Origin of the sequence: Ferrimonas sp. SCSIO 43195 (assembly GCF_023716685.1) — a bacterium.
In the GTDB taxonomy this organism is placed as follows: domain Bacteria; phylum Pseudomonadota; class Gammaproteobacteria; order Enterobacterales; family Shewanellaceae; genus Ferrimonas; species Ferrimonas kyonanensis.
The window spans coordinates 3,499,079-3,522,571 of the sequence record NZ_CP072679.1 but is presented as its reverse complement, the minus strand read 5'-3'; the positions used below and the strand labels follow the sequence as shown (position 1 = coordinate 3,522,571).

General features: G+C 53.0%; 24 protein-coding genes and 1 tRNA gene. 19 read left to right on the top strand and 6 right to left on the bottom strand.

The annotated features are described in order from the left end of the window. Positions 1–357: 357 nt before the first annotated feature. The 5 genes from J8Z22_RS16330 to J8Z22_RS16310 all read left to right on the top strand — a co-directional run bounded on the left by J8Z22_RS16330 (position 358) and on the right by J8Z22_RS16310 (position 5,548). The gene (locus J8Z22_RS16330) at positions 358–1,737 is read left to right on the top strand and encodes a lyase family protein (protein ID WP_252007101.1); all 1,380 of its coding nucleotides are present in this window, start codon (positions 358–360) and stop codon (positions 1,735–1,737) included. Positions 1,738–1,847: 110 nt separating this feature from the next. After that, complete coding sequence (azu, locus tag J8Z22_RS16325; RefSeq protein WP_252007100.1) at positions 1,848–2,297, top strand: azurin; 450 nt, start codon at positions 1,848–1,850, stop codon at positions 2,295–2,297. 204 nt (positions 2,298–2,501) lie between these two features. Further along, positions 2,502–3,059, top strand: a complete 558-nt coding sequence (locus J8Z22_RS16320; RefSeq protein WP_252007099.1) for a cold shock domain-containing protein — start codon at positions 2,502–2,504, stop codon at positions 3,057–3,059. A 157-nt stretch (positions 3,060–3,216) separates the two neighbouring features. Further along, positions 3,217–3,393 carry a hypothetical protein gene (locus J8Z22_RS16315; RefSeq protein ID WP_252007098.1) on the top strand — a complete coding sequence of 59 codons (177 nt, stop codon included), beginning with the start codon at positions 3,217–3,219 and terminating at the stop codon, positions 3,391–3,393. Between the two features lie 280 nt (positions 3,394–3,673). Next, entirely contained in the window at positions 3,674–5,548 is a 1,875-nt protein-coding gene (locus J8Z22_RS16310; RefSeq protein ID WP_252007097.1) for a DUF262 domain-containing protein, read from the top strand. A 129-nt stretch (positions 5,549–5,677) separates the two neighbouring features. Here J8Z22_RS16310 and J8Z22_RS16305 read toward each other — a convergent pair whose 3' ends face one another. Next, positions 5,678–6,037: a group 1 truncated hemoglobin gene (locus tag J8Z22_RS16305; RefSeq protein WP_252007096.1), complete on the bottom strand. Its 360-nt coding sequence runs from the start codon at positions 6,035–6,037 to the stop codon at positions 5,678–5,680. Between the two features lie 244 nt (positions 6,038–6,281). Between J8Z22_RS16305 and J8Z22_RS16300 the strand changes: the two genes are divergently transcribed. Next, the gene (locus J8Z22_RS16300; protein ID WP_252007095.1) at positions 6,282–7,229 is read left to right on the top strand and encodes a carbon-nitrogen hydrolase family protein; all 948 of its coding nucleotides are present in this window, start codon (positions 6,282–6,284) and stop codon (positions 7,227–7,229) included. Positions 7,230–7,247: 18 nt separating this feature from the next. Here the strand turns inward: J8Z22_RS16300 and J8Z22_RS16295 are convergent, their stop codons facing one another. Together J8Z22_RS16295 and J8Z22_RS16290 are read right to left on the bottom strand one after the other, a co-directional pair. Further along, positions 7,248–7,625, bottom strand: a complete 378-nt coding sequence (locus J8Z22_RS16295) for a DUF2784 domain-containing protein (protein ID WP_252007094.1) — start codon at positions 7,623–7,625, stop codon at positions 7,248–7,250. 39 nt (positions 7,626–7,664) lie between these two features. Further along, positions 7,665–8,456, bottom strand: a complete 792-nt coding sequence (locus tag J8Z22_RS16290; protein ID WP_252007093.1) for an alpha/beta hydrolase — start codon at positions 8,454–8,456, stop codon at positions 7,665–7,667. A gap of 427 nt (positions 8,457–8,883) precedes the next feature. Between J8Z22_RS16290 and J8Z22_RS16285 the strand changes: the two genes are divergently transcribed. The 5 genes from J8Z22_RS16285 (at position 8,884) to J8Z22_RS16265 (ending at position 15,203) form a co-directional block, all read left to right on the top strand. Next, positions 8,884–9,426: a hypothetical protein gene (locus J8Z22_RS16285; RefSeq protein ID WP_252007092.1), complete on the top strand. Its 543-nt coding sequence runs from the start codon at positions 8,884–8,886 to the stop codon at positions 9,424–9,426. A gap of 43 nt (positions 9,427–9,469) precedes the next feature. Beyond that, entirely contained in the window at positions 9,470–11,290 is a 1,821-nt protein-coding gene (locus J8Z22_RS16280) for a tetratricopeptide repeat protein (protein ID WP_252007091.1), read from the top strand. 106 nt (positions 11,291–11,396) lie between these two features. Beyond that, positions 11,397–12,512, top strand: a complete 1,116-nt coding sequence (locus tag J8Z22_RS16275) for a site-specific integrase (protein WP_252007090.1) — start codon at positions 11,397–11,399, stop codon at positions 12,510–12,512. A gap of 103 nt (positions 12,513–12,615) precedes the next feature. Further along, complete coding sequence (locus J8Z22_RS16270) at positions 12,616–13,734, top strand: ATP-binding protein (RefSeq protein ID WP_252007089.1); 1,119 nt, start codon at positions 12,616–12,618, stop codon at positions 13,732–13,734. A gap of 2 nt (positions 13,735–13,736) precedes the next feature. Then, entirely contained in the window at positions 13,737–15,203 is a 1,467-nt protein-coding gene (locus tag J8Z22_RS16265) for a hypothetical protein (protein WP_252007088.1), read from the top strand. A gap of 632 nt (positions 15,204–15,835) precedes the next feature. Here J8Z22_RS16265 and J8Z22_RS16260 read toward each other — a convergent pair. From J8Z22_RS16260 to J8Z22_RS16250, 3 genes are all read right to left on the bottom strand, one after another. Then, complete coding sequence (locus J8Z22_RS16260; protein WP_252007087.1) at positions 15,836–16,861, bottom strand: NERD domain-containing protein; 1,026 nt, start codon at positions 16,859–16,861, stop codon at positions 15,836–15,838. A 152-nt stretch (positions 16,862–17,013) separates the two neighbouring features. Further along, a tRNA-Arg gene (locus tag J8Z22_RS16255) sits at positions 17,014–17,089 on the bottom strand. A gap of 68 nt (positions 17,090–17,157) precedes the next feature. After that, positions 17,158–18,063, bottom strand: coding sequence for a LysR family transcriptional regulator (locus tag J8Z22_RS16250; protein WP_252007086.1), 906 nt, complete (start codon positions 18,061–18,063; stop codon positions 17,158–17,160). Positions 18,064–18,157: 94 nt separating this feature from the next. On the opposite strand from J8Z22_RS16250, the gene J8Z22_RS16245 reads away from it, so the two are divergent. The 8 genes from J8Z22_RS16245 to lanKC all read left to right on the top strand — a co-directional run bounded on the left by J8Z22_RS16245 (position 18,158) and on the right by lanKC (position 23,482). Continuing rightward, positions 18,158–18,757: a short chain dehydrogenase gene (locus J8Z22_RS16245; protein ID WP_028113013.1), complete on the top strand. Its 600-nt coding sequence runs from the start codon at positions 18,158–18,160 to the stop codon at positions 18,755–18,757. 248 nt (positions 18,758–19,005) lie between these two features. Beyond that, entirely contained in the window at positions 19,006–19,629 is a 624-nt protein-coding gene (locus tag J8Z22_RS16240) for a short chain dehydrogenase (RefSeq protein WP_252007085.1), read from the top strand. A gap of 210 nt (positions 19,630–19,839) precedes the next feature. Then, entirely contained in the window at positions 19,840–19,947 is a 108-nt protein-coding gene (locus J8Z22_RS16235) for a class III lanthipeptide (protein ID WP_252007084.1), read from the top strand. Between the two features lie 26 nt (positions 19,948–19,973). Then, positions 19,974–20,081 (top strand): class III lanthipeptide, encoded by a 108-nt coding sequence (locus J8Z22_RS16230; RefSeq protein WP_252007083.1) that lies wholly within the window; start codon positions 19,974–19,976, stop codon positions 20,079–20,081. A 26-nt stretch (positions 20,082–20,107) separates the two neighbouring features. Beyond that, positions 20,108–20,215, top strand: a complete 108-nt coding sequence (locus J8Z22_RS16225; protein ID WP_252007083.1) for a class III lanthipeptide — start codon at positions 20,108–20,110, stop codon at positions 20,213–20,215. Between the two features lie 159 nt (positions 20,216–20,374). Further along, positions 20,375–20,482, top strand: coding sequence for a class III lanthipeptide (locus J8Z22_RS16220; protein ID WP_211227287.1), 108 nt, complete (start codon positions 20,375–20,377; stop codon positions 20,480–20,482). Positions 20,483–20,509: 27 nt separating this feature from the next. After that, positions 20,510–20,617, top strand: a complete 108-nt coding sequence (locus J8Z22_RS16215) for a class III lanthipeptide (protein ID WP_211227286.1) — start codon at positions 20,510–20,512, stop codon at positions 20,615–20,617. 201 nt (positions 20,618–20,818) lie between these two features. Next, complete coding sequence (gene lanKC / locus J8Z22_RS16210) at positions 20,819–23,482, top strand: class III lanthionine synthetase LanKC (protein ID WP_252007082.1); 2,664 nt, start codon at positions 20,819–20,821, stop codon at positions 23,480–23,482. Positions 23,483–23,493: the final 11 nt, after the last annotated feature.

Sequence of the window (23,493 nt, the reverse complement as noted above, 5' to 3'; positions counted from 1 at the left end):
CAAGGGCGACGGTGTTGTTGGGAGAGTTGGCAGTAAACGGGCAGTAATTGCGGTGTCGGCAGAGCTCGGTGCGGGTTGTTCTTCTCACCAACCTTAAACACCCCTCCGTCATGCCCGCGAACGCGGGTATCCAGTGTCTTTCGTTGGTTAGTCGACAATCAAAGCCACTGGGCCCTCACGTGCGCAATGGGCGACGGATGAGGTGCGCTACTGAACCGGCAATAAAATTACCCAGGCTATTGCTTTGTGCGAATGTGAATCGTTATCATTTGCGAGTTGGAGCAGTGACCGGACGTTGCTTTGCCCTCAGCATCTACTATTACCAAGATGACCGTGCGCATAAATAAGGACAGTATTATGGCGGCAACCCGCATTGAAAAAGACAGCATGGGTGAGCTGGAAGTGCCCGAGCACGCCCTCTACGGGGCACAGACTCAGCGAGCGGTAAATAACTTTCCAGTCAGTGGCAGAAGGATGCCAGAAGCCTTTGTGAGAGCCCTGATCGCCGCCAAGGCTGCCGCCGCCAAAGCCAATGGCGAGTTGGCGCAGGTGCCACCGCCAATGGTGAGTGCCATCGTTCAGGCCTGCGAACAGTTGCTGGCTGACGAGCGACTGATGCAGCATTTCCCGGTGGACGTCTATCAGACTGGCTCCGGCACCAGCTCCAACATGAACGCCAACGAAGTCCTCGCCACTCTGGCGACCATCCTTCATGGGGCGCCGGTCAGCCCCAACGATCACATCAACTGTGGCCAGAGCAGCAACGACGTTATTCCCTCGGTTATTCACATCAGTGCCGCCCTGGAATTGACCCGGGAGTTGCTGCCGGCATTGCGACATCTGCACCAGACCATCTTCGATAAAGCCGACCAGCTTCAGGGGCAGATAAAAACCGGTCGCACCCATTTGATGGATGCGATGCCGGTGAGCATGAGCCAGAGCCTGTTGAGTTGGGCCAGCCAAATAGAGATGAACATCGACCGGTTGCAACAGGCGCTGCCAGCCCTGCAGACGTTGGCCCAAGGTGGCACGGCGGTGGGCACCGGCATCAACGCCCACCCACAGTTCGCCGAGCAGTTTTGCCAGGCTCTGAACCGGGACACCGGCATGAACTTCACGCCGGCTGCCAATTTCTTCAGCCTCATCGGCTCTCAGGACGTGGCCGTGGCCCTATCGGGACAACTGAAGGCCACCGCCGTTTCGATGATGAAAATTGCCAATGATCTGCGGTGGATGAATTCCGGACCCTTGGCCGGGTTGGGGGAGATTGAACTGGAGGCGCTGCAGCCGGGGTCCTCCATCATGCCGGGTAAGGTCAACCCGGTGGTGCCGGAAGCCGCGGCCATGGTGGCCGCCCAGGTGGTGGGCAACGATGCCGCCATTACCCTTGGGGGCCAATCCGGCAACTTCGAACTGAATGTCATGCTGCCGATGATCGCCACCAATCTTCTGGACAGCATCGCTTTGCTGGCCAGTGCCAGTCGGCTGCTGGCGGACAAGGCCATCGCCAGCTTCAGTGTCAATGAAGCCAGGTTGAAACAGGCACTGGACCGAAATCCGATACTGGTCACCGCCTTAAACCCCATTATTGGCTACCTGAAAGCGGCCGAGATTGCCAAGCTGGCTTACCAGCAAGGGCGCCCCATCATCGACGTGGCCGCCGAGCACACCGATCTGAGTGTGGCGGAGCTGACCCGGTTGCTCGACCCGGCTAAGCTGACCCAAGGCGGGCTGTAGTGATTACGGCCTGCCATGAAGTGGGTCAAATTCATCCAAGAGTGCGCCGGAAACGTAACTCTATTATCTAGCCATAACAATACAGACCATTAACGACACGGAGAAATACCATGACAACACGAATTCTGGCTGCCGCCGGTTTGATGCTGAGCCTGAGTTTCGGTGCCACTGCGTCAGAGTGCGAGGTAGCCCTGGAAGCCAATGACATGATGCAGTTTTCCACCAAGCTCATCAGCGTGCCTGCCAGTTGTGAAGAGGTCAGCATTAACCTGAAGCACACCGGTAAGTCACCGGCTCAGGCCATGGGCCACAACGTGGTGATTACCGATACTGCCAACGTGCAGGCGGTGGGCACCGACGGCATGGCGGCCGGACTGGATAACAACTACGTTAAGCCCGGCGATGAGCGAGTGTACGCGGCGTCAAAGGTGATTGGCGGCGGTGAAACCACCACCTTGACCTTCAAGACCGATAAGCTCAGTGCAGGCGGTGACTACACCTTCCTGTGCACCTTCCCAGGCCACTGGGCCATCATGCAGGGTAAGTTTGAGTTTAAGTAACCACCAGTCACAGGGGCCCATCGGCCCCTGATGCATTGCTCCGCTGCTGTTTCAGCCTCGTGCTGAGGTGATACCTCTCTTCACTCTCCATTGATTGAACTCGTGTGGCTGTTGGTCTGTGGCACCGATGGCGTACACTGATAGAAAGGCCGGGATTCGGTGAGTGCGCCCGGTAAAGGTAAAAAGACAACACCGGGAGGCATCGTGCGACAGCAAGGACTACTGGTTCGCTGGAACGACAACAAGGGCTATGGCTTTGTCGAGCCGGACAAAGGCGGGCCTGCGGTATTCGCCCACATCAGCGAGTTTCGTCAGCAGCGGATTCGGCCACAAATTGGCGATAGGCTCACGTTTGATCTGGAAACCGGCGGACCGAAAGGGCCGCGGGCCATTCGCATCGAGGCCGAACTGGAGCCCGGATTCCGGCCAGAGTCACGACACCGTTTCGCCTTGTGGTCACCGGCGTTTCTGGTGTTGGCGCTGGTCTCGGTTGGCAGCGCCGTCTGGACCGCCGATAAGTTCATTGTCCCCCGATTAACGCCTGCCCCGTCAGAGCAGTCAGCGCCCACAGAGCCCGAGGCTCAGCCTCAATCGTTGCCGTCGCCAGAGGCGGCCACCGATACCTTCCGCTGCGAGGGCAAACAGCATTGCTCGCAGATGAACTCCTGCGCCGAGGCGACTTTCTATCTGAATCATTGTCCGAACCAGCTCACCGATGGTGACGGCGACGGCGTGCCCTGTGAAAGCCAGTGGTGTAACTAGGGCGCGGAGTCTTACTGAATCCAGGCCCATGAACAGGGGGAGTTAGCATCGAATATTCGGTACTTTTTTTGATCTCGGCGAGGGAGGAATAAACCGGTCGGAGTATGCTGAAGGAGTCATGGTTACTACAGACAACGGAATGGAAGCGGAGTGCAATATGACCATAACTCGAGTATCGGAAAGTGAACGACGCAAGAAACGTAAGATTAAGGAAGATGAGCTCAACAAGCGCCACGGTGAGCAGGAGTCTCCCGATCATGGTTGCCCTACGCCGCCAGTGACCGTTAATGATGGTGGGCGAGAGCCAGGAAAAGACCTGCCGGTGAGTGACTGATTTTCATTGGCAGTTGATCTAACGCCAAGCCAATTGAAGGGAGCACATGCTCCCTTTTTGGTGAGGCCGATACCTTGGCTGCTGGCATCGTGGCAATGGTGTGTTAGCTGGCGCACTCACTGGTGGTTCGGTTGTCGACCAATCCGGGTTTTTACGGCATGATGTCGGTTGCCGCCGGTTGGCTAACCAGCTGAAGTGTAATCAAAAATGTTGGTGGTAAGTCCCTAGCTGGCACGATTCATCCATAATCTCGCCCCAATATCACCCAGGTACGTCATCCATGAATAAGCAATCGCTCTCCGATCTGTTCTCCAGCACCCTGTTTACCATTCCCGACTACCAGCGTGGCTACGCCTGGGAGAAAAAGCAGTGGCGTGATTTTGTAGAGGATCTGGATGCACTGGTGACCGATGACAACATCCACTTTCATTACACCGGCACCGTGGTGACCTATCAGGCCAACAACGACAGCGCCACTTACGGCCGACGGCCGGCAAAGTTAGTGGATGTGGTTGATGGCCAGCAGCGCCTGACCACCACCTGTCTGTACCTGTCGGTGTTGATTCGCACCCTGATCAAAGCCGGAAGAACCGAGTACGAGCGCGACATTGCCGATTTCCTCTATGACGGCCTGCGCTGCAAACTCACCCTCAACAACGACACCAGCGAGCTGTTTCATCGGCTGCTGTCTGAGGGCCGCCCCCTGAAAGCCCCGGTCACCCCTCATCAACGGCGGCTGTGCGAGGCCACCGATTACTTTCAGGGGCACGTAGACACCTTGCTGGCCGACGCCGATAAGGGCACCCACTACCTAACTCAGTTGTTTGAGGCGATAACCGGTAAGTTAGTGTTTACCTCCTACACCATCGAGGAGGAGTGCGAAATCGGCATGACCTTTGAGCTGATGAACTCCCGAGGCAAGGAGTTATCGGTGCTGGAGCTGTTGAAGAACTACCTGATGCACTGGATTGCCCGTAACGGCGCCGCCGACGAGCGGGAGGAGTTAACCGCCCGGGTCAACCTAGCCTGGCGCGACACCTACGGGTTTGTCGGCGACTCCAGTGGCAACGAGTCTCAATGCCTGCGGCTGGCCTGGACCCTGTATTGCCATCATTTGCCGAAGAACTGGAAAGGCTACGAGGGCTTTAAACAGCCGCAGTACCTGCCGCTGCGTAACTTTGCTGCTGACGGCCAAGCTGGCGCCGGTAAGACCAAGGCACAAACCAAGGCGTTCCTGCTGACCTTTGTCAAAGGCCTGCCGGAGGTGGCTCGCCACTACCAGAGCATCGTCAGCCCCAGTGCGGATAACACCGACTCGCCGGCGGAGTTGGCCTGGCTGCAGCGCATCAACAATAGCGGCAACATCGCCAACTTCCTGCCGCTGCTGGTGGCGGCCCGAAGTCGTTGGCTGGCGGGCACTCTCTCGGAAGCTCAGTACATTGAGCTGTTGCAGGCACTGGAGTGTTACGCCTACCGGGTGTTCCTGTTTGAGGGCCGGCGCAGCAACTCCGGCAGCTCTACCCTGTATCGCTGGGGCCACGAGCTGTTCAATCAGGACGAGGTGCAACTTGAGGCCATCGTTGCCAAGATTCATGACCTGATTCGCTACTACGCCAGCGACAGTGCCTTCGTCGCGCAACTGGCGCAGCCGGGCAAGTGGTATCACTGGCGCCGGTTGTTGAAATACACCCTGTTTGAGTACGAACAGCACCTGATGGACAAAGAGGGCAAGGGCAGTACACCTAAAATCACCTGGGAGGAGCTGGCACGCGACTCTACTCTTGAACACATTCTGCCGCAGAACCCGGCCGAGGGCTCCCATTGGCTGGCGGTGTGGGATCAGGACAGTAGGGCGACGTACCAGCACGATCTGGGCAATCTGGTGCTAACCAAGGATAACGCCAGCTACTCCAATTTCGAGTTTCAGCGCAAGAAGGGCGCGCCCGGCGTCAGCCCCAGTTACAGCGACTCCTGCATTAAGCAGGAGCGCAAGCTGGCTCAGTACTCCGACTGGACGCCAGAAACCCTGATGCAGCGTCGCCAAGAGCTGGAAAGCTGGATTTTAGGCCGCTGGCAGAGCCGCTATCAGGAACAAGTCACCGAACCCGAACAGCAACTGCAACGCGAGAGGCTGTGGGATGACGTCGAGGTGTGATGCTGGGGGGACTGCGAGGATGAATGCGATGTAGTGCCCAGACAGTGGTTTAGTGACACCGCAACCGAACGGGTGCGGTGTCACTTAAGTGTGCTAATTCCAAAGCTCGGTGCGACGCTTCGCACTGGGCTATATCCGCACAATCTCCGGTTTCATGCTATACAACACGAACAGCACCTCCTCCTGCTCCCTGCGGCCGATGTCGTTCTTTTGCAGCGCCTGCAGCGCATCATCCAACACGGCTAAGAACTCATCGCCACTGATGTTCATGCCTTTGTGAGTGGCAACCATGTCTTTGCCCTTGTAGACATTGGGGCCGCCGGTTCCTGCGATAAAAAAGGTTGCCGCACCATTTTTTAGCGCCGCGACATCACTGTTGGCATACCTCGGAGAGATACTCGGGTTTGCCAAATGGATATCAACCAAATCACTGGCTATTTGGGTAATGCCTTCGCTACCACCTAACCGCACATACAGTGAATCAGACATCTGAACATCCCTCTGTTGTTGTGAGCGATATTGAGAATAGTCGATATTCCTCTTGCCGTTTATTGCCTTTGCATTGCAGTCCAGTTCAAAGCGTCGTCCACCAAGGCAGGAAATACGACCACTGCCGCGGTGGTTAGGCGTCCTGTTTTCTGCCAATGCCCTTAACGGCGGGCATGCATTTTTGCGTCTGGTGGGCGATGGACTAGGGTTAAAGACTCCCCCCCTGTTATGGCAGAGAATCGACATGGACATTACCATCGCCATTAGCCAGAAACCGCCGGCTGTGCTCGATCTTGCGGAGTCATTGCAGCGTGCTATTACCATCATCGAGGAGGCAGCGGAGAATGGCGCCAGGTTATTGGTGTTTCCCGAAGCCTATCTGCCGGGATACCCGACCTGGGTGTGGCGGCTTCGGCCCGGAGGCGACATGGCGCTGGGCAATGAGATCCACAGCCGCCTTCGTCAAAATGCCGTAGACATCAATGCAGGCGCACTCGACCCCCTCTGTGATGCCGCCGCCAGCCATCAGATGGTGGTGGTGATGGGCTTGAATGAGGTGGACAGCGACTACAGTGGCAGCACGCTGTTTAATACCGTGGTGGTGATCGATGCCGATGGCCGCATCGTCAATCGCCACCGAAAACTGATGCCGACCAACCCGGAGCGGATGGTCTGGGGGGCCGGTGATGCCAGCGGTCTGCGAGTGGTGGAGACCGCGGTGGGCCGCATCGGCTGCCTGATCTGCTGGGAGAGTTACATGCCATTGGCCCGTTTCTCCCTCTATGCCCAGAATATCGACCTGTATGTGGCGCCCACCTGGGATTGCGGTGAGGCCTGGCTGGCCTCGATGCGTCACATCGCCCGAGAAGGCGGCTGTTGGGTTCTCAGTACCGCCACGGCGATGGAGGGCAGCGATTTGCCAAATGACTTTCCCGGCCGCGAGCAACTGTTCAAAAACGATGAATGGATCAATGCGGGTGGCGCCGTGGTGGTTCAGCCTTCGGGGGCCGTGGCTGCGGGGCCGGTGCTGAATGAGAAAACCCTACTCTATGCCCGCATCAATACTGAGGCGGCGGCCGAGGCCCGCAAATCCCTGGATGTCAGCGGCCACTATCACCGGCCGGACATCTTTTCTCTGACGGTCGACCGTCGGCCGATGCCGCCACTGGGGTTTACCGAGCCCGATAATTGATGCGATACGGCATCGCCTTCACAGCTTACCTTTCTGTCGGCTGCGCAGGTACAGCACCAGCGAGTAGATCGCCAGGTTGATGCTCAGGGCGGTGATGCCGAAAAACAGCTGCATGTTAAGGGTGAGGTTAGCCGGGTAGATCAACGGCAGCAGGTAGTGCTCGATGAAGCCGCCGTCGTAACCCTGCTCGCCAGAGGCCGCCCGCAATTCATTCTCTAGCGGCGTCAGCGGGCACACCCAGCCCAGAAAGCCAACCACCGTGGCCCAGATGGCGGTGGGCAGGTGCAGGGCGATCAACCAGCCCCGCCACAGCAGCAGCAGTCCGCCGAACAGGGCGAACAGGATAAACAGCAGATGTATCACCAGTACGGCGTCTGCAGCCAGTCGGTAGAACATGTACGTCTCCTGCTGTTGCCTCTTCGGGATAAGGCGGTGTTATTGGCCTGAGGCCGAAGAGGAGCCTGGCTCTCTCTCCGCCATGCTGTCTCTCAGTGCCTGGTCGTATTCGGGCAGCATCGATAGGGTATTGTGGCCTGCCCCTTCTATCACCCGGCTCCAGCGCAGGCTCGGTGTCAGCGTTGTCAGCAATGCTTGAGTGCGAACCAGCGGCACCACCTCGTCGTCTCCGGCGATGATCACGTAGCTGGGGGCGGAGATCTTTGGTGCCAGTGCGGCGGCGTCGTAGCGATCCCGCATCAGCAGGGCGACGGGAAACATCCAGTAGTGGGACCGGGCCAGCGCCAGGGCACTGTCAAACGGGGTGATCAGCACCGCACGCTCTACCGGCCGCTGGGCGGCCACCTGCACCGCGACCACAGCTCCGAGGCTGCGACCCATCACCGCCACCCTCTGGTGTTGCTGTTGCAGCCGGTCGAACAGAAATAGGGCATCGGCATACAGCCCCTGCTCGGTGGGGCTGCCGTCGCTGTTGCCGTAGCCACGGTAGGGGATCAGGTAGACGCTGTGGTCCGGGAACCAGCGGCGGAATTGGGATAGGTTTTGCTCGACCTGCTCGCCGTTGCCACCAAAGTAGAGCAGGGCGTTGTCCTGTCCCGGGTGAGTCACCCATCCCCTTAAGGTGAGGTCGCCGTGGCTGAAGCTCACCGCCTGAGCCCCGCTGAGCGGCAGTGGCGGGGTGGGGAAATACAGAAAGCGGCGCTGGGCCAAAAACAGCCCAAGGCACATCAGCAGATAGGACAGACCCAGGGTCAGCAACAGGTGCTTCATTGTCTCCCCCTTGGTTGAAGCCTACCTCTGCGGCACAGGCAATGACAGTCACGGAGTAAGTATGGTTGCGAATGAGCACCTTGGCATTGCCAACGTCGATGCGGGTGGTAATAGGGCAAGCCGGAGAGGCACAGTTGCGGTCATCGATAGGCGGGTTGATGACGCCACGCCGATACCATTCAGAGGAGAAAGCCATCGCAGGACATCGCAGTTAGCTTAGGAAAAATAGAGGAGCCTTAACCGGTCAACTTGATTGACACTGAGCCGGACAGGTTCGTTGATGCTCTACAGTCTGACTGAGGAGGTTGGGAAATCTGTTACTGACCTTAGCTCATTTGTAAGACTTAACTGCCTTTTTTACCTGAAGAATTTAGAGTTAATCTGTTAAAATCAACCTCAGTTTTGTTGGATAGGATCCTCAGTTCTGTTGTCTTTTTTAACCCGGTGGTTTGGCCAGGCCAAGCCCAAACCTGTTGAGCCAATGCCTTACGAGGATCAGGTTAGTTGCCCTCCAGTGAACTCGGATCCTTTTGAGATTGATCCCGCCTTTTTCGAGCCAGACGTCCAAAGCCAGCCAAGTCCGGAGCGAGCCTTAATTCATGAGGGCAATGATCTGTTTGAGTCGTTGGTTACGCCTGACTCAGAACCGCAGCGACTAACCTTGTTCGAAGCGCCGTTATTTAGCGCCAATGAGTCGTCGATAGAGGCTGATAGTGGCTCACACGGTCTCTTCGATGAGGAGCCAATGGGGTGCAGCTCAACGCCTCTGCTTTCTGACGTTAACCACATGGATATCAATCCAGCTTCCGGTTTACCGATGATGGATGGGATTGGCGGATTGGATGTTGGCGGCAATGCTTACGGCTTTTCAGACACGGGGCTGAGTTCGGGCATCGGTTTCGATTCAGATATCAGCAGCGGCTTTGATGACAGTTTTAGTGGCGGTTCCAGTTTTGATAATGACTGGTAAATCCAGGCAAGAATTTTAATTAGAAAAGGTTTAAAGGGTATTTGTGGGAAGTATTGAAGTTGCCGTTCAGCAATCGAAACGGATTGAGTCCAAATTAGTCAGTGAGCTGGGGGCCGAAGGGCGAGGCCTTCATGAAAAGCTCAGCAGTTGTGAAGCTCAATTGCCGAAACTATTGGTACGCCAGATCCGCTGGATTGCTACGGTGCGCAACAAAGCGGTTCACGAAGAGGGCTTTGAAATTGACGATCAGCAGGAGTTTGTTCGCCGCTGCGATCACGTAGTGGCACAACTTGAGCAGATTGCCGAGGCGAAGAGCCAAGCAAGAGCCAATACTCTGCATACCGCGAAACCGCATCAAGGTGATGGCCAAAATTGGGATTCGCCCAAACCCAGTAAAGTCGGCAAAGCCATTTTAATCGTGCTACTGGTCGCTATGGGGCTGGTTGTTGGCAATGCCGCTTATGAAGACTACAAAAAAGAGCAGCGAAAACAGGCCCGCCGCTCTTTGGAGGCGGTTCAGGCACTCAATGCGTCTAAAAAAGCTGAGCGGGAACAGGTTAAACCGGCGGCTAGCAAGTCGACGAATAACGCGACCAAGGTTGCGTTGCCTAAAGGCAGCTTGGCAGACAAAGCCAAACAGGCTCAGGGTGAAGTGGACTCAGCCAAAGCCGAACTGCGCGATCAGATGCTGTTTGCCATGATGCAGCCAGCGCACGTTACCCAAGGCACGTTGTCGGTGATGCCGACGCCAGATGGCAAGTTTACGCTGCTGGTGCCGTTCACGTGGCAGTTGGATCCGGCACCGTTGCTCAAGGTTGCCAATAAACACTTTCATGACTACAAAAACCGCCGCATCGCCCTTAAGGATGTGATTCAGCCCAAGCGCCGTCAAGGCAAGCCGAATGGCTTTGGCATTAGGCGCATCTGGAATCAGGGTGAGCACCAGAGACACCCCTATTCAGCGGATCTCTTTCAGTGGTTGGTGAAGCACCAACTGGCATTGGAGGCCAGCTTTGGTGGTCAGCAAGCTCAGGTGTTGTTGGCACAGGGGCAAGACTGCTTTAGTGACTGCAAAAACAAAGGTGACGATCAGTTTACGGTTCTGACCACCCACCTCGGGCAGCGCATGCCGTTGCTCAACTACAAGGAAGCTAATCCGATTGCAGTCACTGGGTTAAACCTGAATCAACTTAGTGCGGGCGCTGAGCTGACTTTGAGTTTGGTGCTGCGCCATAAAGGTAAGGAGATTCGCCGAGTCGAACTGTCGAAGCATGGCAAAGCCATTGATTGGCAGGCAATGACCGGAAAGGGACAGACTCAGTGGCAGCAGGCAACGGAATCACTTCAGCATCAAGTACTGGGTACCATCAAAGATAAGACGCAACTGACCGTCGGTGAGCTAGAGATTCGACCCGCTGATGACCGCCATTCGGATCTTTTGGTGCCGATCAGTTGGACGATGGCCCATCAGCCGATCCTTGATGGGCTTAATCGTGATTTTCATACCTATAATCGAGGGCGCTTTGTGTACCAACAGCTGCAGGAAGGCCGATTTGGCCAGAAACGCAGTGCCTGGGCGGTCAAGGTAGAAAAGTATGCCAACAGCGGTGAACGAAAAAAGCGCGACTACAGTGAGCAGTTGTACCGAGAACTTCTCAAGCAACCTGTGGTGGTGAAAGTCAGCGCCGGTGATTACCACGGCAAGCTAACCCTTGCTGGTGGTCGAGATTGCTTTGGTCGTTGCCGTTTTGGCGGTGATGACAACTATTACATCCAGTTTTCGGGCACAGAGACGGTCACCATCAAATCGGTACCCAATTCACTGTTAGAGCAATTGGCGGATCTTGACGTGCAGATTCTCTAATGCAATAGGTGGGACTAACCGATTAATCTCTCGGAAAATACTGATGTTATCCAGTTAACGGATGCGGTGGCTAGGATCGAGCCACCGCGTCAAAAGACGTAAGCTGGTGTCTCCTGCGACCACCATCGATACCGCAAGGCGGGTTGCGCGGGAGCTGGCAAATGAAGTGAGCCAGGGACAAAACCCGAATTCTCGAAAACGACTAGAATGGGAACAAGAGAAATTTGCCCTTCCCATCGGTGAACTCTACAAGGCCTACATTGCCGAGTTTGAACTTAGGATCAGAACGGGTGAGCGAAGACCTAAATCCCTGCAAGACGTTAAGTACAACTGGAATAAGCACCTGCGGGCTCGATTTGAGAAAGTCAAAGCCGAGGACTTAACCGAAGATCACGCTAAGCAGTTTCTATGCGTGATAATGGCGAAGCACTCCCCTTGGGTGTACAACAAATGCCTTGCGGTACTGAAATCGCTATTTAGCGAGCTAGAGCATCAACCACTGCGCTGCATCAAGAAGATCCCCAATACCAAGCGAGAACGGGTACTCAACAGAGAGGAACTCGACCAACTGTTTGAAGCGATGAAATCAGAGCCACAGATTTACCAAGATGTGGTGATGGTGCTGCTACTGACAGGACAGCGTAAAAGTTGCGTGTTTAGCATGGAGTGGTCTGAAATCGACTCTCACAATGAGGTTTGGGTGATTTCTACCAGCAAGATGAAATCTAAACGTCCTCATGCGGTGCCATTGACCAAGCAAGTCATGGAGGTTCTCAGAAGGCGCAGTAGTGAGGCTGAACCAAACCAGCCCTATGTGTTTCCATCAGACAGAAGCCAAAAGGGTCACATCATCGAAAGATCAGGAAAAAGCAGCTTTTGGTGGCGAATAACGACTAGGGCTGGGCTGAGAGATACTGAAAGAAATAAGACTGTAACTATTCATGACTTACGGAGAACGATCGCTACTTGGACCATTATGAGTGGCGGAACACTTCAAGGAGCAAGTAAGTTATTGGGACACAGTGACCTTAGTATTACGGCGAGTACATATGCTCATCTTGAAGTATCAAGTATAAGGAACGAGTTGAATGAAGTCTCAGGGTGTTTATTGCAACCTATAGAGGAAATTGATGACTTGCTAAATATCCAATCTAAAATCGAATGTTTGTCTACACATCAAAAGCTAATTCTTTTGAAATCGCTTGCAAAGAGCTTGGACTGAAATAGTTTTTACGCTCGGCCTTGGCTTGGTGTAAGCACTTGACTTAGAAGTAGTTTGTGGCTTAGCATTGGATGCTTAGAGAGCTGAGCTGAAGGTGTGAGTTGTGTTGAAAAAACGTTTTTTTGAAGTGTCTCTAATTCATTGCTTTGCGCTATTGATATTTTATATATTGGTTTGCTCTATAAAGTTTTCTGCTATTAATAGTTCATTAATTAGTATGATCAAGACTAATGGTTACTTGTTGGTGTTTTTGGTTGCTTTTTTAATCCCCATTTTTTTGAAATTTTGTTGTTCGTATAGCAGTGCGAATAACTTTGGGTTTGTTAGAAAGTATTTTCCTTTTTGGCTTCCAACTCCAATAACATTATATTTTGCAATTTCATTTTGTCTTGAAATGAATTTTTTGTGGGCATTTGAGTTAAGTTGCAATGAATTTTGGTTTTTATATTTAGCTGTTTTGTCTTTTGTGATGGGATGGTTTTTTTATGAGGTTTGTGTATATGCCTCCTTACCATTAGAACAGTTGCCAAAGCATAATGAGAATAAAGACTATAAACCTTTGGGTTCAGATTATAAAAAATATATGAAATGGTTGGAGAATAAAGATCCGATAGATAATCCAGTTGATGATTTATTTGGCTTTTCAGCTAGAGCAGATATTCTTTCCGAAGAGATAAAAAGTGGAATGATTAAGAATGTATGCTTGCAAGGTGCATATGGTTCTGGGAAGTCGAGCCTAGTTAATTTAATAGAATTTCGTTTGAAAGAAAAATGTAATAATGAAGAGTATGTTGTATTACGTTATGATTCCTGGGGGAGAAACCAGACATCTATAGCTTATAGTCTTCTTAGATTTTTAATATTGGAGTTGTCTAATTATTTTGATTGTGCATCATTGAATGGAATGCCATCATCTTATAGAGATATTTATCTCAGCTTTAGTAAGGTTAGAACTTTTCAGATGATGCTTAATGGGTTTTCAGATGAGTCTGAAATGTATAACAAACTTGGGGAGTTACTCGGTAGGAATGATCTAAAACTATTGTTGGTAATAGAGGATTTAGATAGAAATTACTTTAATGATGAGAAGAGGAATGAACTGCCGGCTTTGCTTGATCGATTGAAGTCAGTGAAAAACCTCATGACTATATTATCTATTGGAAGTGATTTTGAACATGGTGAAGTAATTAGAAAAATATCTGATCGAGTGGAGTTTATTTGATTATGGATGTTTATAAGGCTATCTATATTATTGATCTGGTTTTATCCGGTCTCAGAACAGATTTCGACTATATAGATGTTACTGATAGTGAACAGAGATCTAAACAATATGATATGAAGGGTAGGCTTCCAGGTTTAAATCGATTAGCTTCTCGAAATAGTGATGGCAGTGTACACTTGTACTCTTCAACATTATCATCTTCTTTGGATGATAGCTTGGCAAATATTGTATATTTGATTTCAAATCCAAGAAACTTAAAGTTAGTACTTAATCAAACAAAAAACAACTGGCATTATCTTCACGGAGAAATCGATTTAGAAGATCTTTTTATGCTTAATGTATTGGAGGTTTGTGTACCAAAAACAATATTAATCTTAAAGAGATATATAAGTGAATTGAGAAGGATTCATCAATTAGAAGCTGGAAGACAAGATAATCTAAAAGAAAGGTTTGAAAAAGAAATTGAAAAAGAGTGTCAGCCTCTTAATTCTTATGTATTGCCTATAATTAAAGACTTGATGGAGTATGATGTTGACTTTGTCTCATCTCAAGGAGAAAAACAGCTAATTAGAAGTAGTTGGCCAAGGGATTACTTTCAGCTCTATATAGACAAGAAGCATCAGACAGAAAAATCTGATCAATACTGGCTTGAATTTATCCGTAAAATGAAAGGCGCAGGTGCGAATGAAATTTCAAGTGGTAATTTCGATGACGCTATAAGTTATTTGATTTTGGAAGATGGATTTCCGTTTATTGAATGTTTTGGCTTGAAAGTGTTACAGTTTGAAAGAATACTGGACATTGCATCTAAGTCAATGGATTTCTACCTTGACAAACATGGCAATAGAAATTTCATAGAGACATTTTCATTCAGGCCAAAGTCATTTTTCTCATTGGTGCATTTAGTGGAGAACGCAAAAAGGGATTCGAGTATACTTGATTGGTTTTTATCTGAGTACAAAAAAATTGTAAATAAGAACTTTGCTTTTGCAAATGATTTTTATTATTGGTTTTCCAGCTCTGTTGGGAACGATATTCGTCAGGCGAGAGAGGAAACATCTAAATACGTTAAGGAACTGTTTGAAATTCTTGGTGACAGTGCATTTGATATATTCGACCCTGATTGGAACTATATTAGCTCTCATTTTATTGTTTTGTTTGATCAAAGTAAGTATGGAGGCGTCGAAGAGTTTAGTAATTTGAATTGGTATTTGGAGTTTTTTCTAGATAACTATCAAGGTAAAGAAAACATAGTTATACCACAAATAACAACTTTGTTGGTTGAAGACGAAAGTGATTTTCACGGAACTCCAGTGCGTATTAGAAATAACGCTTGGAAATTTGTCACAGATAAAAACAGAAAGAAAATTGTTGATGTCTTTTCTGTTATCAAGAAATGCCCTTCTTTGTTGCTCGAATTTAACTCAGAACAGTTTGAATTGTTGCTCAAAGAGGCGAGCAGAGGTTAGTTGGTTTAGTACAGTTATTTACAGTACTCCAAGTGGAGCGGGCTTCGCCCGCTCCTGTCTTCCGGCCATTGACTGCTATTCACAACCGTCCACTGTCTGATTCGGGTAATTATTTTCATTCCCGATACCGATAGCCCTTTGAGTCGTACCAGCACTTCTCCTTCGTAGACGCTTTGCGCTAGCTCTCCCGTTTCCTCGTCCAGCTGCTCTTTGTAGTAGGGCTTTGCCGGGCGCTGGCGTCTGGGAAGAATTGCGCCTCCCATCGATTCTGTGAATCCCTAGTTCGAGGCATCGGCACTGTCAGCAATAGGTTGCGACTGTTTGGGGAGGAATAGATGCAGGGCTTCAACCAAACGTCTGGCCCCACGCCAGACGTAATTGATGTGGCCAACTTACAGGCTATTTGAAGGACAACGTTAGGTTGACAGTTAGTGTGAAGTAACAACGTAAGGTGATGACTACGATTAAAATAGTGATGATATCGATAACAAAGCCAGTGATCATAATGTTTACTCTCCATTGGTTAACGTGGAGATTCTCGCATTTACGTAACACCGAGATTTCATCTAATGGACGATTCTTCGCTTGGTTAGAAGCAACTCTATTGCATCAATTAGTGTAGGGGCTTAGCTCTAAGCTGAAGCTCTCTCTACAAACACCGTACTCTCTGCCCCACATCCATTGCAGTGCCGGGTAAACAAATTACCGCGCTTTCGGATTCTATTGTCCTGGCTGTTGCAGGCCGGGCAGGGGCCTTTCATTGAGGTGTTGGTGGTGCAACTCTGGCAGGAAACGTAGTAGCCATATTTGCCCCAGGCGCCAGTTAGGTTGTCGCGTTCACCGCACTTCTTACAGGCAATGCCTTCGGAGGGGGAGTGGTTTTGATTGGGTTCAGTCTGCTCCACAGTCGGCACTTTTTGCTCTTGGGGGGAAGCTTCGTATTTGGGCGTCGGCTCGCTGACAGCAGAGTCGCTATTTTCTGGGGGAGTGTCACCGCCTGTTTCATCAGTCTGCGTTAACGGCTCATGAATGGACAGCAGGAAGTCGCTGATGGCCTTCATCTCCTTTTTGGAGAAAACGGGTTTGGTTTTGATTAAGCCTGTCAGAACAGAGTAGTCGCAGAGCTCTTTGAGCTTCTTACCCAGGAACTCGTTTTTGACCACGCAGTTGCTGATGGCCTTGGGCATGCTCTCTCGCTGAAGCATGGTGGCGCTTGAGATTGCGCAGAGTTTGTCCCACTGTCTGCCCCCGAAATAGGTTTGCAAACCAAGGATCTTTATCAGCATCTTGTCGGCGTTATCTGTGAGCAGGCGCTTAAGCCCCAACTCTTGAAGTTCCATCTGCTGCAGCGGGGATTTTAAGCCTTGCCAATTACCCTGGTAGCTGCGCGACCATTCGCCGTCGTTGTTTACCCGTACCTGACCATAGATGCTCTTAGATTCGATCAGAACAAAACCAAGTCGGTGGATCACCAGATGATCGATCTGTGAGTACTCGCCTTGGTGGGAGAAGCGAAGGTCGTTGAAGACCAGAACGTCCGGGTTGTTGGCAAACTCGCGCTTAAGGTAGAAAGCCACCTCTTGTTCCTGCTTGGCGCCAAACTGGCGCTGCTTGTTGAGGTGATCCTGGTGGGTAGTGTCCCGCTCTTTCAAAATCATGCTGTGTTTCCTTACTGCAACTGCTGTGTCGTCCTGACATAGAAGGACAGTAAGTATTATTCAGAATGTTGGCGAGATAAAGGTGACCGCGAGTGCAATTTTGCGAAAATTTGTTGAGCGTTTTGATGAGCTTAAGGAATAACAGGAGGATATGGCCTCCCCACAGGGACTCGAACCCCGATCGATCGCTTAGGAGGCGACTGCTCTATCCTGTTGAGCTATAGGGAGGAAACCGCTAAGCATTCTAGCGAGGTTTGCTGAAGGTTGAAAACCCTTTTGATTTGATTGCAGAATTTTTACTCAGTGCTGAGATGTTTGTGCGCCAGCAGGTGGTCGATGAAGGCACGCAGGGTCGGATCGGTGAGTTTGCTGGCCGGGTACACCAGTGACACATCCAGCGCGGGCAACTGGTATTCCTCAAGGATGGGCACCAATTTGCCCTGCTGCAGATGGTGGCTGAGCATGAACTCCGGCAACTGGGCGATGCCCAGCCCGGCCGCCGCGAAGTCGGCGAGCAGGGTGCCCTGGTTTACGTCGACATGACCATTAACGCTGAGTTGGTGTTGTTTACCGTTTTCCTGGTAGCGCACCCGCCCGGGCTGGCGGTTGGAAGAGTCCACCAGCCAGCGGTGCTCCGACAGCGCCTTGGGGTGTTCTGGGGTGCCGTGCTCGGCCAGATAGTCGGGGCTGGCCACCATCAGAATTTTCATGCTGAGGTAGTGACGGGCGATAAAGCCGGAGTCGCTGAGCTCGCCCACCCTCAGGGCCAGATCGAACCCCTCTTCGATGAGATTGACGTAGCGGTTTACCAGTACCCACGACAACTGTACATCCGGGTACTGGCGCAGAAAGTCGGCCACCACATGCTGAATCCCCAGTTGGTCAATGTTGAACGCCGAGGTGATCCGCAGTCGCCCGCCTATTTTGTGTTGGCGCTGGGCCGCCGACAGCTCCAGGTTGTCCAGCCGCTCCAGCACCGCCTTGAACTCGTCCAGGTAATGCTGGCCTTCCGGAGTCAGCTTCATGGCGCGGGTGGTGCGGTACAGCAGGATGCAGTCGAAATGCTTTTCCAGATCCGATACCTGGCGGCTGACCGCCGATACCACGATATTGAGCTCGCGTGCGGCGGCGCTGAAGCTGAGCTTGTTCACCACCACCACGAAGGTGCGCATCGCCTTAAGCAGATCTATTTTTCTTTCCATGAGAAAAGTAATTTCGATTTCAGGTTATTTTTCTATTCTAAGCCGGTGGCTACACTTTCTCCAACTTAAGCAAACAACGAATTTGGAGACAGCCATGAAAGTACTATTGATTGGCGCAACCGGAACCATTGGCAAGGCCGTCGCAGAGCGCCTGAGCGGTCAGCATCAAGTCATCGCAGCCGGTTTCCGTGACGGCGATGTGCAGGTGGATCTGGGCAGCCCAGAGTCCATCAAGGCCCTGTTCGAGCAGGTGGGTAAGGTGGACGCGGTGATCTCCACCGCCGGATTGGCGGCGTTTGGGCCGCTGGCACAGCAGAGTGACGACGACTACCAACTGGCACTGAACAACAAGCTGATGGGGCAGGTGAACCTGGTGCGCCTAGGCAGCGACTACATTAACGACGGCGGTTCCATCACCCTGACTTCCGGTATCCTGTCGCGCCAGCCGATGCCAGGCAGTGCGTCGGTGTCCATGGTCAACGGCGCCCTGGAGAGTTTTGTCAAAGCAGCTGCACTGGAGCTGAACGGATTGCGGGTTAATGCGGTGGCGCCAGCATTCGTTAAGGAAACCATGGCTATGATGGGCATGGATACCAGCTCAGGCATCTCGGCCGCAGACACGGCCAAGGCGTACGAGGCCGCGGTATCCGGCGAGATGTCTGGTGAGACTTTGGATGCACCAAACTTCTTGTAAGTTGTTGGAGTTATGCTTTTTCATCATGCCTGTGTGTAATTGAATGCGGATTACACTCTTTAAGTGACCAAATCACTGCCCGAGTCACACTCTTTGATAGAGGTGTGGCTCTTTTTTTTGTCATAGAATCAATGCTCTTAGTAAACTGTCGCCCTATACTGGTTATCCCGGCCATACCCTGCCGGTGTGAATCAGATAAATGGACCTGGTGAAACAGTCACTAGCACAGTGAAGGAGCAACGCCACTCATGAGAATTCTTCTTGCCGGCGCATCGGGCACCATTGGCAGTGCCATTCTCAAGCGCCTGTCTGGCGATCATCAGATCATTACCGCCGGCTACAGTCATGGCGATCTGCGTTTTGATCTCACCGACAGCGACAGCATTCGCACCATGATTGATGCCGCCGGTGAGGTGGATGCCATTATCTGCGCCGCTGGTGTCACCAGCTTTGGGCCATTTGAGCATCTGACCGAAGCAGATTATCACCAGACTCTGAACAACAAGTTGATGGGGCAGGTCAACCTGCTGCGCATCGGCCGCCAGGCGGTGTGCCGCGGTGGTTCCATCACCCTGACGTCGGGCTTTGCCGCCCGGGAGCCGGTGCAGGGCTGCGCCTCGGTGGCCATGGCCAATGGGGCGCTGGAGAGTTTTGTTAAAGCGGTGGCGGTGGAAGTGACCGACCTGCGGGTGAACGTGGTGTCGCCGTCGTTTGTGACCGAAACCATGGCGATGATGGGCATGGACACCAGCAACTGCGTACCGGCGTCGCTTACCGCTGCGGTGTACGAAGCGGCGCTGCTGGGAACCATGAGTGGCGAGACTCTGCAGGTGGCCGAATACGTGAATGCCGACAGTCACTGGGTGATCTGAGCGCTCTAATCACGGCAGCAAAAAAGCACAGCTCAAGGGCTGTGCTTTTTTTATGGCTGTCAGATCTGACGGGTTTGGGCCAATAAAGGAATCACCCTGTCAGATATGACGGTTATTGAACTTTTTAATCTTGGCTAGGATTTATCTCGTCTTCTGGCAACAACCAATAACGGTGTTCCAGACTCATTAAATAAGATTAAGGAATTCACAATGAATAACGTACTCGGCTTGCAAACTCTGGTGGTAGACTCCGATGCTGAACTGATGGAATGGAGCACCTTCAGCGTTAACTGCAACAACGAACAACAGCTCAAGTAATCATTCAATTAAAAAGGACTTTGACCATGCATAACGTATTGAACCTGCAAACCCTGGCGGTAGACTCCGATGCTGAATTGATGGAGTGGAGCACCTTCAGTGTTAACTGCAACAACGAACAACAGCTTAAGTAATCACCCAATCAAAAAGGACTTTGATCATGCATAACGTATTGAACCTGCAAACCCTGGCTGTAGACTCCGATGCCGAGCTGATGGAGTGGAGCACTTTCAGTGTGAACTGCAACAACGAACAGCAGCTGAAGTAAGCACTCACTAAAAGGAATTTGACCATGCAACATGTACTTAGCCTGCAAGCCCTGGCGGTAGACTCCGATGCCGATGTGATGGACTGGAGCACCTTCAGCGTTAACTGCAACAACGAACAACAGATTCGCTAACCCACGACTTCAAAAAGGATTTTGATTATGCACAACGTACTGAACCTGCAAACCCTGGCCGTAGACTCCGATGCCGAACTGATGGATTGGAGCACCTTCAGCGTTAACTGTAATAACGAAGTTCAACTTAAATAATTGCACTGTTAAAAAAGGAATTTGATCATGCATAACGTATTGAACCTGCAAACCCTGGCCGTAGACTCCGATGCCGAATTGATGGACTGGAGTACTTTCAGCGTGAACTGCAACAACGAACAGCAGTTGAAGTAATCTGGAATTGCCGGCCTGATCTCCCTCGTATTCAGGCCAATATATTCAGCGCATGATGTTGTGTTCTGGATAGGCAGTGGACGGTCACCGGTAGGCGTTGTGAATATTGATATTGGCAATGGCTACTGGTGATGTTCATTTTTATATCTGTTTATTCTCTTTCTTTTTCTTCTGTCTTTATTTACAAAAGGGAACTTTGTAATGGCTGACAATCTTTATACCTTTGGCGACCGCAGTTATTTCACCCTGCCGGCCGAGTTGTCCCCGGACGCCGAGTTTCAGCAGTTGCTGGAGTCGGCCATTCCTGCCTCCTGGACCCGCAGCCGCAAAAGCATCTGGCTGGCGGCGGCCCCGGCCGGGCAACAGCTGCCGCTGCAGGGGTTCAAGATCCACGTATCGGCCATTGCCGAGCAGTCGCTGGAGGTAATTCGCAAAACCCTGGCCTGCTGCGTTAAACACAACACCTCGTTCAAGGTGGTGTGCCGCAACGACCTCGCCATCAACATGACCTCCAAGTCCACCGGCCGCAGTGGCGGCGGTAAACTGCTGACCCTGTATCCGGTGACCACCGACTGCTTTAAGGCGCTGATCCACGACCTGTATCTGGCCCATAAAGACAGCGTCGGCCCCTACATTCTGTCGGACAAACGCTACCTGGACAGCAAGGTGGTGCATTACCGCTACGGCGGCTTCCTGCTGAAATCGCGCCAGAGTGCCGATGGCACCACCACCGCCTGCATCGAAACCCCCACCGGCGAGTTGGTGGAGGATCAGCGCAGCGCCTTCTATCAACTGCCGGACTGGGTGCCGGAGCCGTTTGCGGATCAGCACACGCCGTCGGAGGAGATCGCGCCGCTGAATCAGCGCTATCAGGTAATCGAGGCACTGGCGTTCTCCAACAGTGGCGGGGTCTACAAGGCCAAGGATCTGCGTACCGGCAACGTGGTGGTGGTGAAAGAGGCCCGCCCTCACATCAACTTTCAGTCGCTGAGTAAAACCCGGGTTTACGCCGATCAGGTGCTGAAAAATGAATACCGCACCCTGGAGCTGATGCAGGGCTGCGACGCCTACCCGCAGCCGGTGGATTTCTTTGTGGAATGGGAACACTCCTTCCTGGTGGAGGAGTTTGTGGCTGGCATTCCGCTGCGAAAGTTTCGTGCCAGCGGCGAGTGCACCCTGGTGCCCTTTACCGATGCACCGGAGTCGGCCGAGCGCTTCAAGGGCTGTTTCGCCTGGGTGGCCAAGGGCTGCATCGAGGCGGTGCTGGCTGCACATCGCCGTGGGGTGGTGCTGGCGGACATCTCCCCCAACAACATCATGGTGGACGCCGAGCATCAGCGCATCCGCTTTATCGACTTTGATGGCGCCTATCGCCAGCGTGGCGGCGAGGCCGAAGTGGGCCGCGATAAGGTGCCGGTGCTCACCACCCCCGGTTTTTCCGATTTCGACGCCCTGGTGCGCGACGGCAGCACCTATCAGGGCGACTGGTACGCCCTGGCGATGGTGCTCTACAGCATGATGCTGCCGGTGCAGAATCAGTTCGATGTGGAGCGGCGGCTGCGCACCGAACTGTTGCCGCAACTGGTGGCCGATTGTCGCCTCGACGGTCGCATTGCCGAGGTGATTGACACCCTGGCCAAGGGCCAGCCGCAAAAGGCGCTGGCATTGACCCTAAAGCTGGAAGCCAGCTTCAACCCGGTTCGGGCCGCCAAAGAGGCCGAGCCCTTTACCCGGTTGCCGAACACGCCGCCCCGTCATAGCCGTGAGCAGTTGTCGGCGCATCTGCACCAGATCAGTCGTTTCATCGCCTCCGGGGTGCAGCGGGGCGAGCACAGTGACTTTGTGCCCATCGATTACCACGCCTTCGACTTGACCCCCAAGGCGCTGGCCTACGGCTACTATGGCCCGGCGCTGCTTCTGGCCCGCCAGGGGCTGGCGGTGCCTCAGCATCTGCTGGACAAAATTGATGCCGCCGACGACGGAGGTTCCCTTCCCGGGCTGCTGATTGGCAGTGCCGGCATGGCCATGGCCGAACTGGCGCTGGGGCGAGTCACCGAGGCGGAGCGACACGCCGCCCGGGCCTTTGCCTCACCGCTGCTGAGCGAACGAAATGACTTTGGCTATGGCCTGGCCGGGGTGGGCTTTATGGCGCTGGCATTGCACCAACGCACCGGCATCGACAACTACCTGCATCAGGCCGAAGCCATTGCCGAGACGCTGGCGCAGCGGGCCATTGCCATGCCAGTGGGCGTGCGTTATCCCCAGACCAAAGAGCGGGACGCGGTGGGGCTGGTGCACGGCAGTGCTGGCATCGCCCTGTTCCTGCTGCAACTGCACAAGGTCAATGAGGATGCCGAAGTACTGGCGCTGGCCACCGCCTCGCTGGCCTACGACATCGAGGTCGGCCGCCAGGACGACGGCAGCTACCGCTGGGGCGAAACCGCCGACAGCACCCAGCTGTTGCCGTACTGGGAGTACGGCTCCGGCGGCGTCGGCGCGGTGATTGCCCGCTTCTACGAGCACACCGGCGAGGCCCATTATCGGCAGGTGTTGACCTCACTGGCGGTCACCAGTTTCTCTCGCTACTCCGCCGCCCAGGGCAGTTTTAACGGTCTGGCCGGGTTGGGGGAGCTGCTGCTGGACATTCACCGGGCCACCGGTGACGACCAATACCATCGCGCGGCCTGCCAGATAGCCGACAGCATTGTGCTATTCAGCGTCAGCCGCCCCGAGGGCAAGGTCTATTTTGGCCGCGGCGGCTTTCGGTTATCGACGGATCTGGCCCACGGCTCCGCCGGGGTCGGCTTGTTCCTGCAGCGGCTGCTGACCAACTCCAGCCGTTGGCTGCACGACCTGGCCGGATAAACAAGGAGTGC

What these genes read in the sequence shown, in the direction of transcription:
- J8Z22_RS16330 (WP_252007101.1), top strand. Translation starts at nt 358, where the DNA reads ATGGCGGCAACCCGCATTGAAAAAGACAGCATGGGTGAGCTGGAAGTG.
- azu (WP_252007100.1), top strand. Translation starts at nt 1,848, where the DNA reads ATGACAACACGAATTCTGGCTGCCGCCGGTTTGATGCTGAGCCTGAGT.
- J8Z22_RS16315 (WP_252007098.1), top strand. Translation starts at nt 3,217, where the DNA reads ATGACCATAACTCGAGTATCGGAAAGTGAACGACGCAAGAAACGTAAG.
- J8Z22_RS16310 (WP_252007097.1), top strand. Translation starts at nt 3,674, where the DNA reads ATGAATAAGCAATCGCTCTCCGATCTGTTCTCCAGCACCCTGTTTACC.
- J8Z22_RS16305 (WP_252007096.1), bottom strand. Translation starts at nt 6,037, where the DNA reads ATGTCTGATTCACTGTATGTGCGGTTAGGTGGTAGCGAAGGCATTACC.
- J8Z22_RS16300 (WP_252007095.1), top strand. Translation starts at nt 6,282, where the DNA reads ATGGACATTACCATCGCCATTAGCCAGAAACCGCCGGCTGTGCTCGAT.
- J8Z22_RS16295 (WP_252007094.1), bottom strand. Translation starts at nt 7,625, where the DNA reads ATGTTCTACCGACTGGCTGCAGACGCCGTACTGGTGATACATCTGCTG.
- J8Z22_RS16290 (WP_252007093.1), bottom strand. Translation starts at nt 8,456, where the DNA reads ATGAAGCACCTGTTGCTGACCCTGGGTCTGTCCTATCTGCTGATGTGC.
- J8Z22_RS16265 (WP_252007088.1), top strand. Translation starts at nt 13,737, where the DNA reads ATGGATGTTTATAAGGCTATCTATATTATTGATCTGGTTTTATCCGGT.
- J8Z22_RS16260 (WP_252007087.1), bottom strand. Translation starts at nt 16,861, where the DNA reads ATGATTTTGAAAGAGCGGGACACTACCCACCAGGATCACCTCAACAAG.
- J8Z22_RS16250 (WP_252007086.1), bottom strand. Translation starts at nt 18,063, where the DNA reads ATGGAAAGAAAAATAGATCTGCTTAAGGCGATGCGCACCTTCGTGGTG.
- J8Z22_RS16245 (WP_028113013.1), top strand. Translation starts at nt 18,158, where the DNA reads ATGAAAGTACTATTGATTGGCGCAACCGGAACCATTGGCAAGGCCGTC.
- J8Z22_RS16240 (WP_252007085.1), top strand. Translation starts at nt 19,006, where the DNA reads ATGAGAATTCTTCTTGCCGGCGCATCGGGCACCATTGGCAGTGCCATT.
- J8Z22_RS16235 (WP_252007084.1), top strand. Translation starts at nt 19,840, where the DNA reads ATGAATAACGTACTCGGCTTGCAAACTCTGGTGGTAGACTCCGATGCT.
- J8Z22_RS16230 (WP_252007083.1), top strand. Translation starts at nt 19,974, where the DNA reads ATGCATAACGTATTGAACCTGCAAACCCTGGCGGTAGACTCCGATGCT.
- J8Z22_RS16225 (WP_252007083.1), top strand. Translation starts at nt 20,108, where the DNA reads ATGCATAACGTATTGAACCTGCAAACCCTGGCTGTAGACTCCGATGCC.
- J8Z22_RS16220 (WP_211227287.1), top strand. Translation starts at nt 20,375, where the DNA reads ATGCACAACGTACTGAACCTGCAAACCCTGGCCGTAGACTCCGATGCC.
- J8Z22_RS16215 (WP_211227286.1), top strand. Translation starts at nt 20,510, where the DNA reads ATGCATAACGTATTGAACCTGCAAACCCTGGCCGTAGACTCCGATGCC.
- lanKC (WP_252007082.1), top strand. Translation starts at nt 20,819, where the DNA reads ATGGCTGACAATCTTTATACCTTTGGCGACCGCAGTTATTTCACCCTG.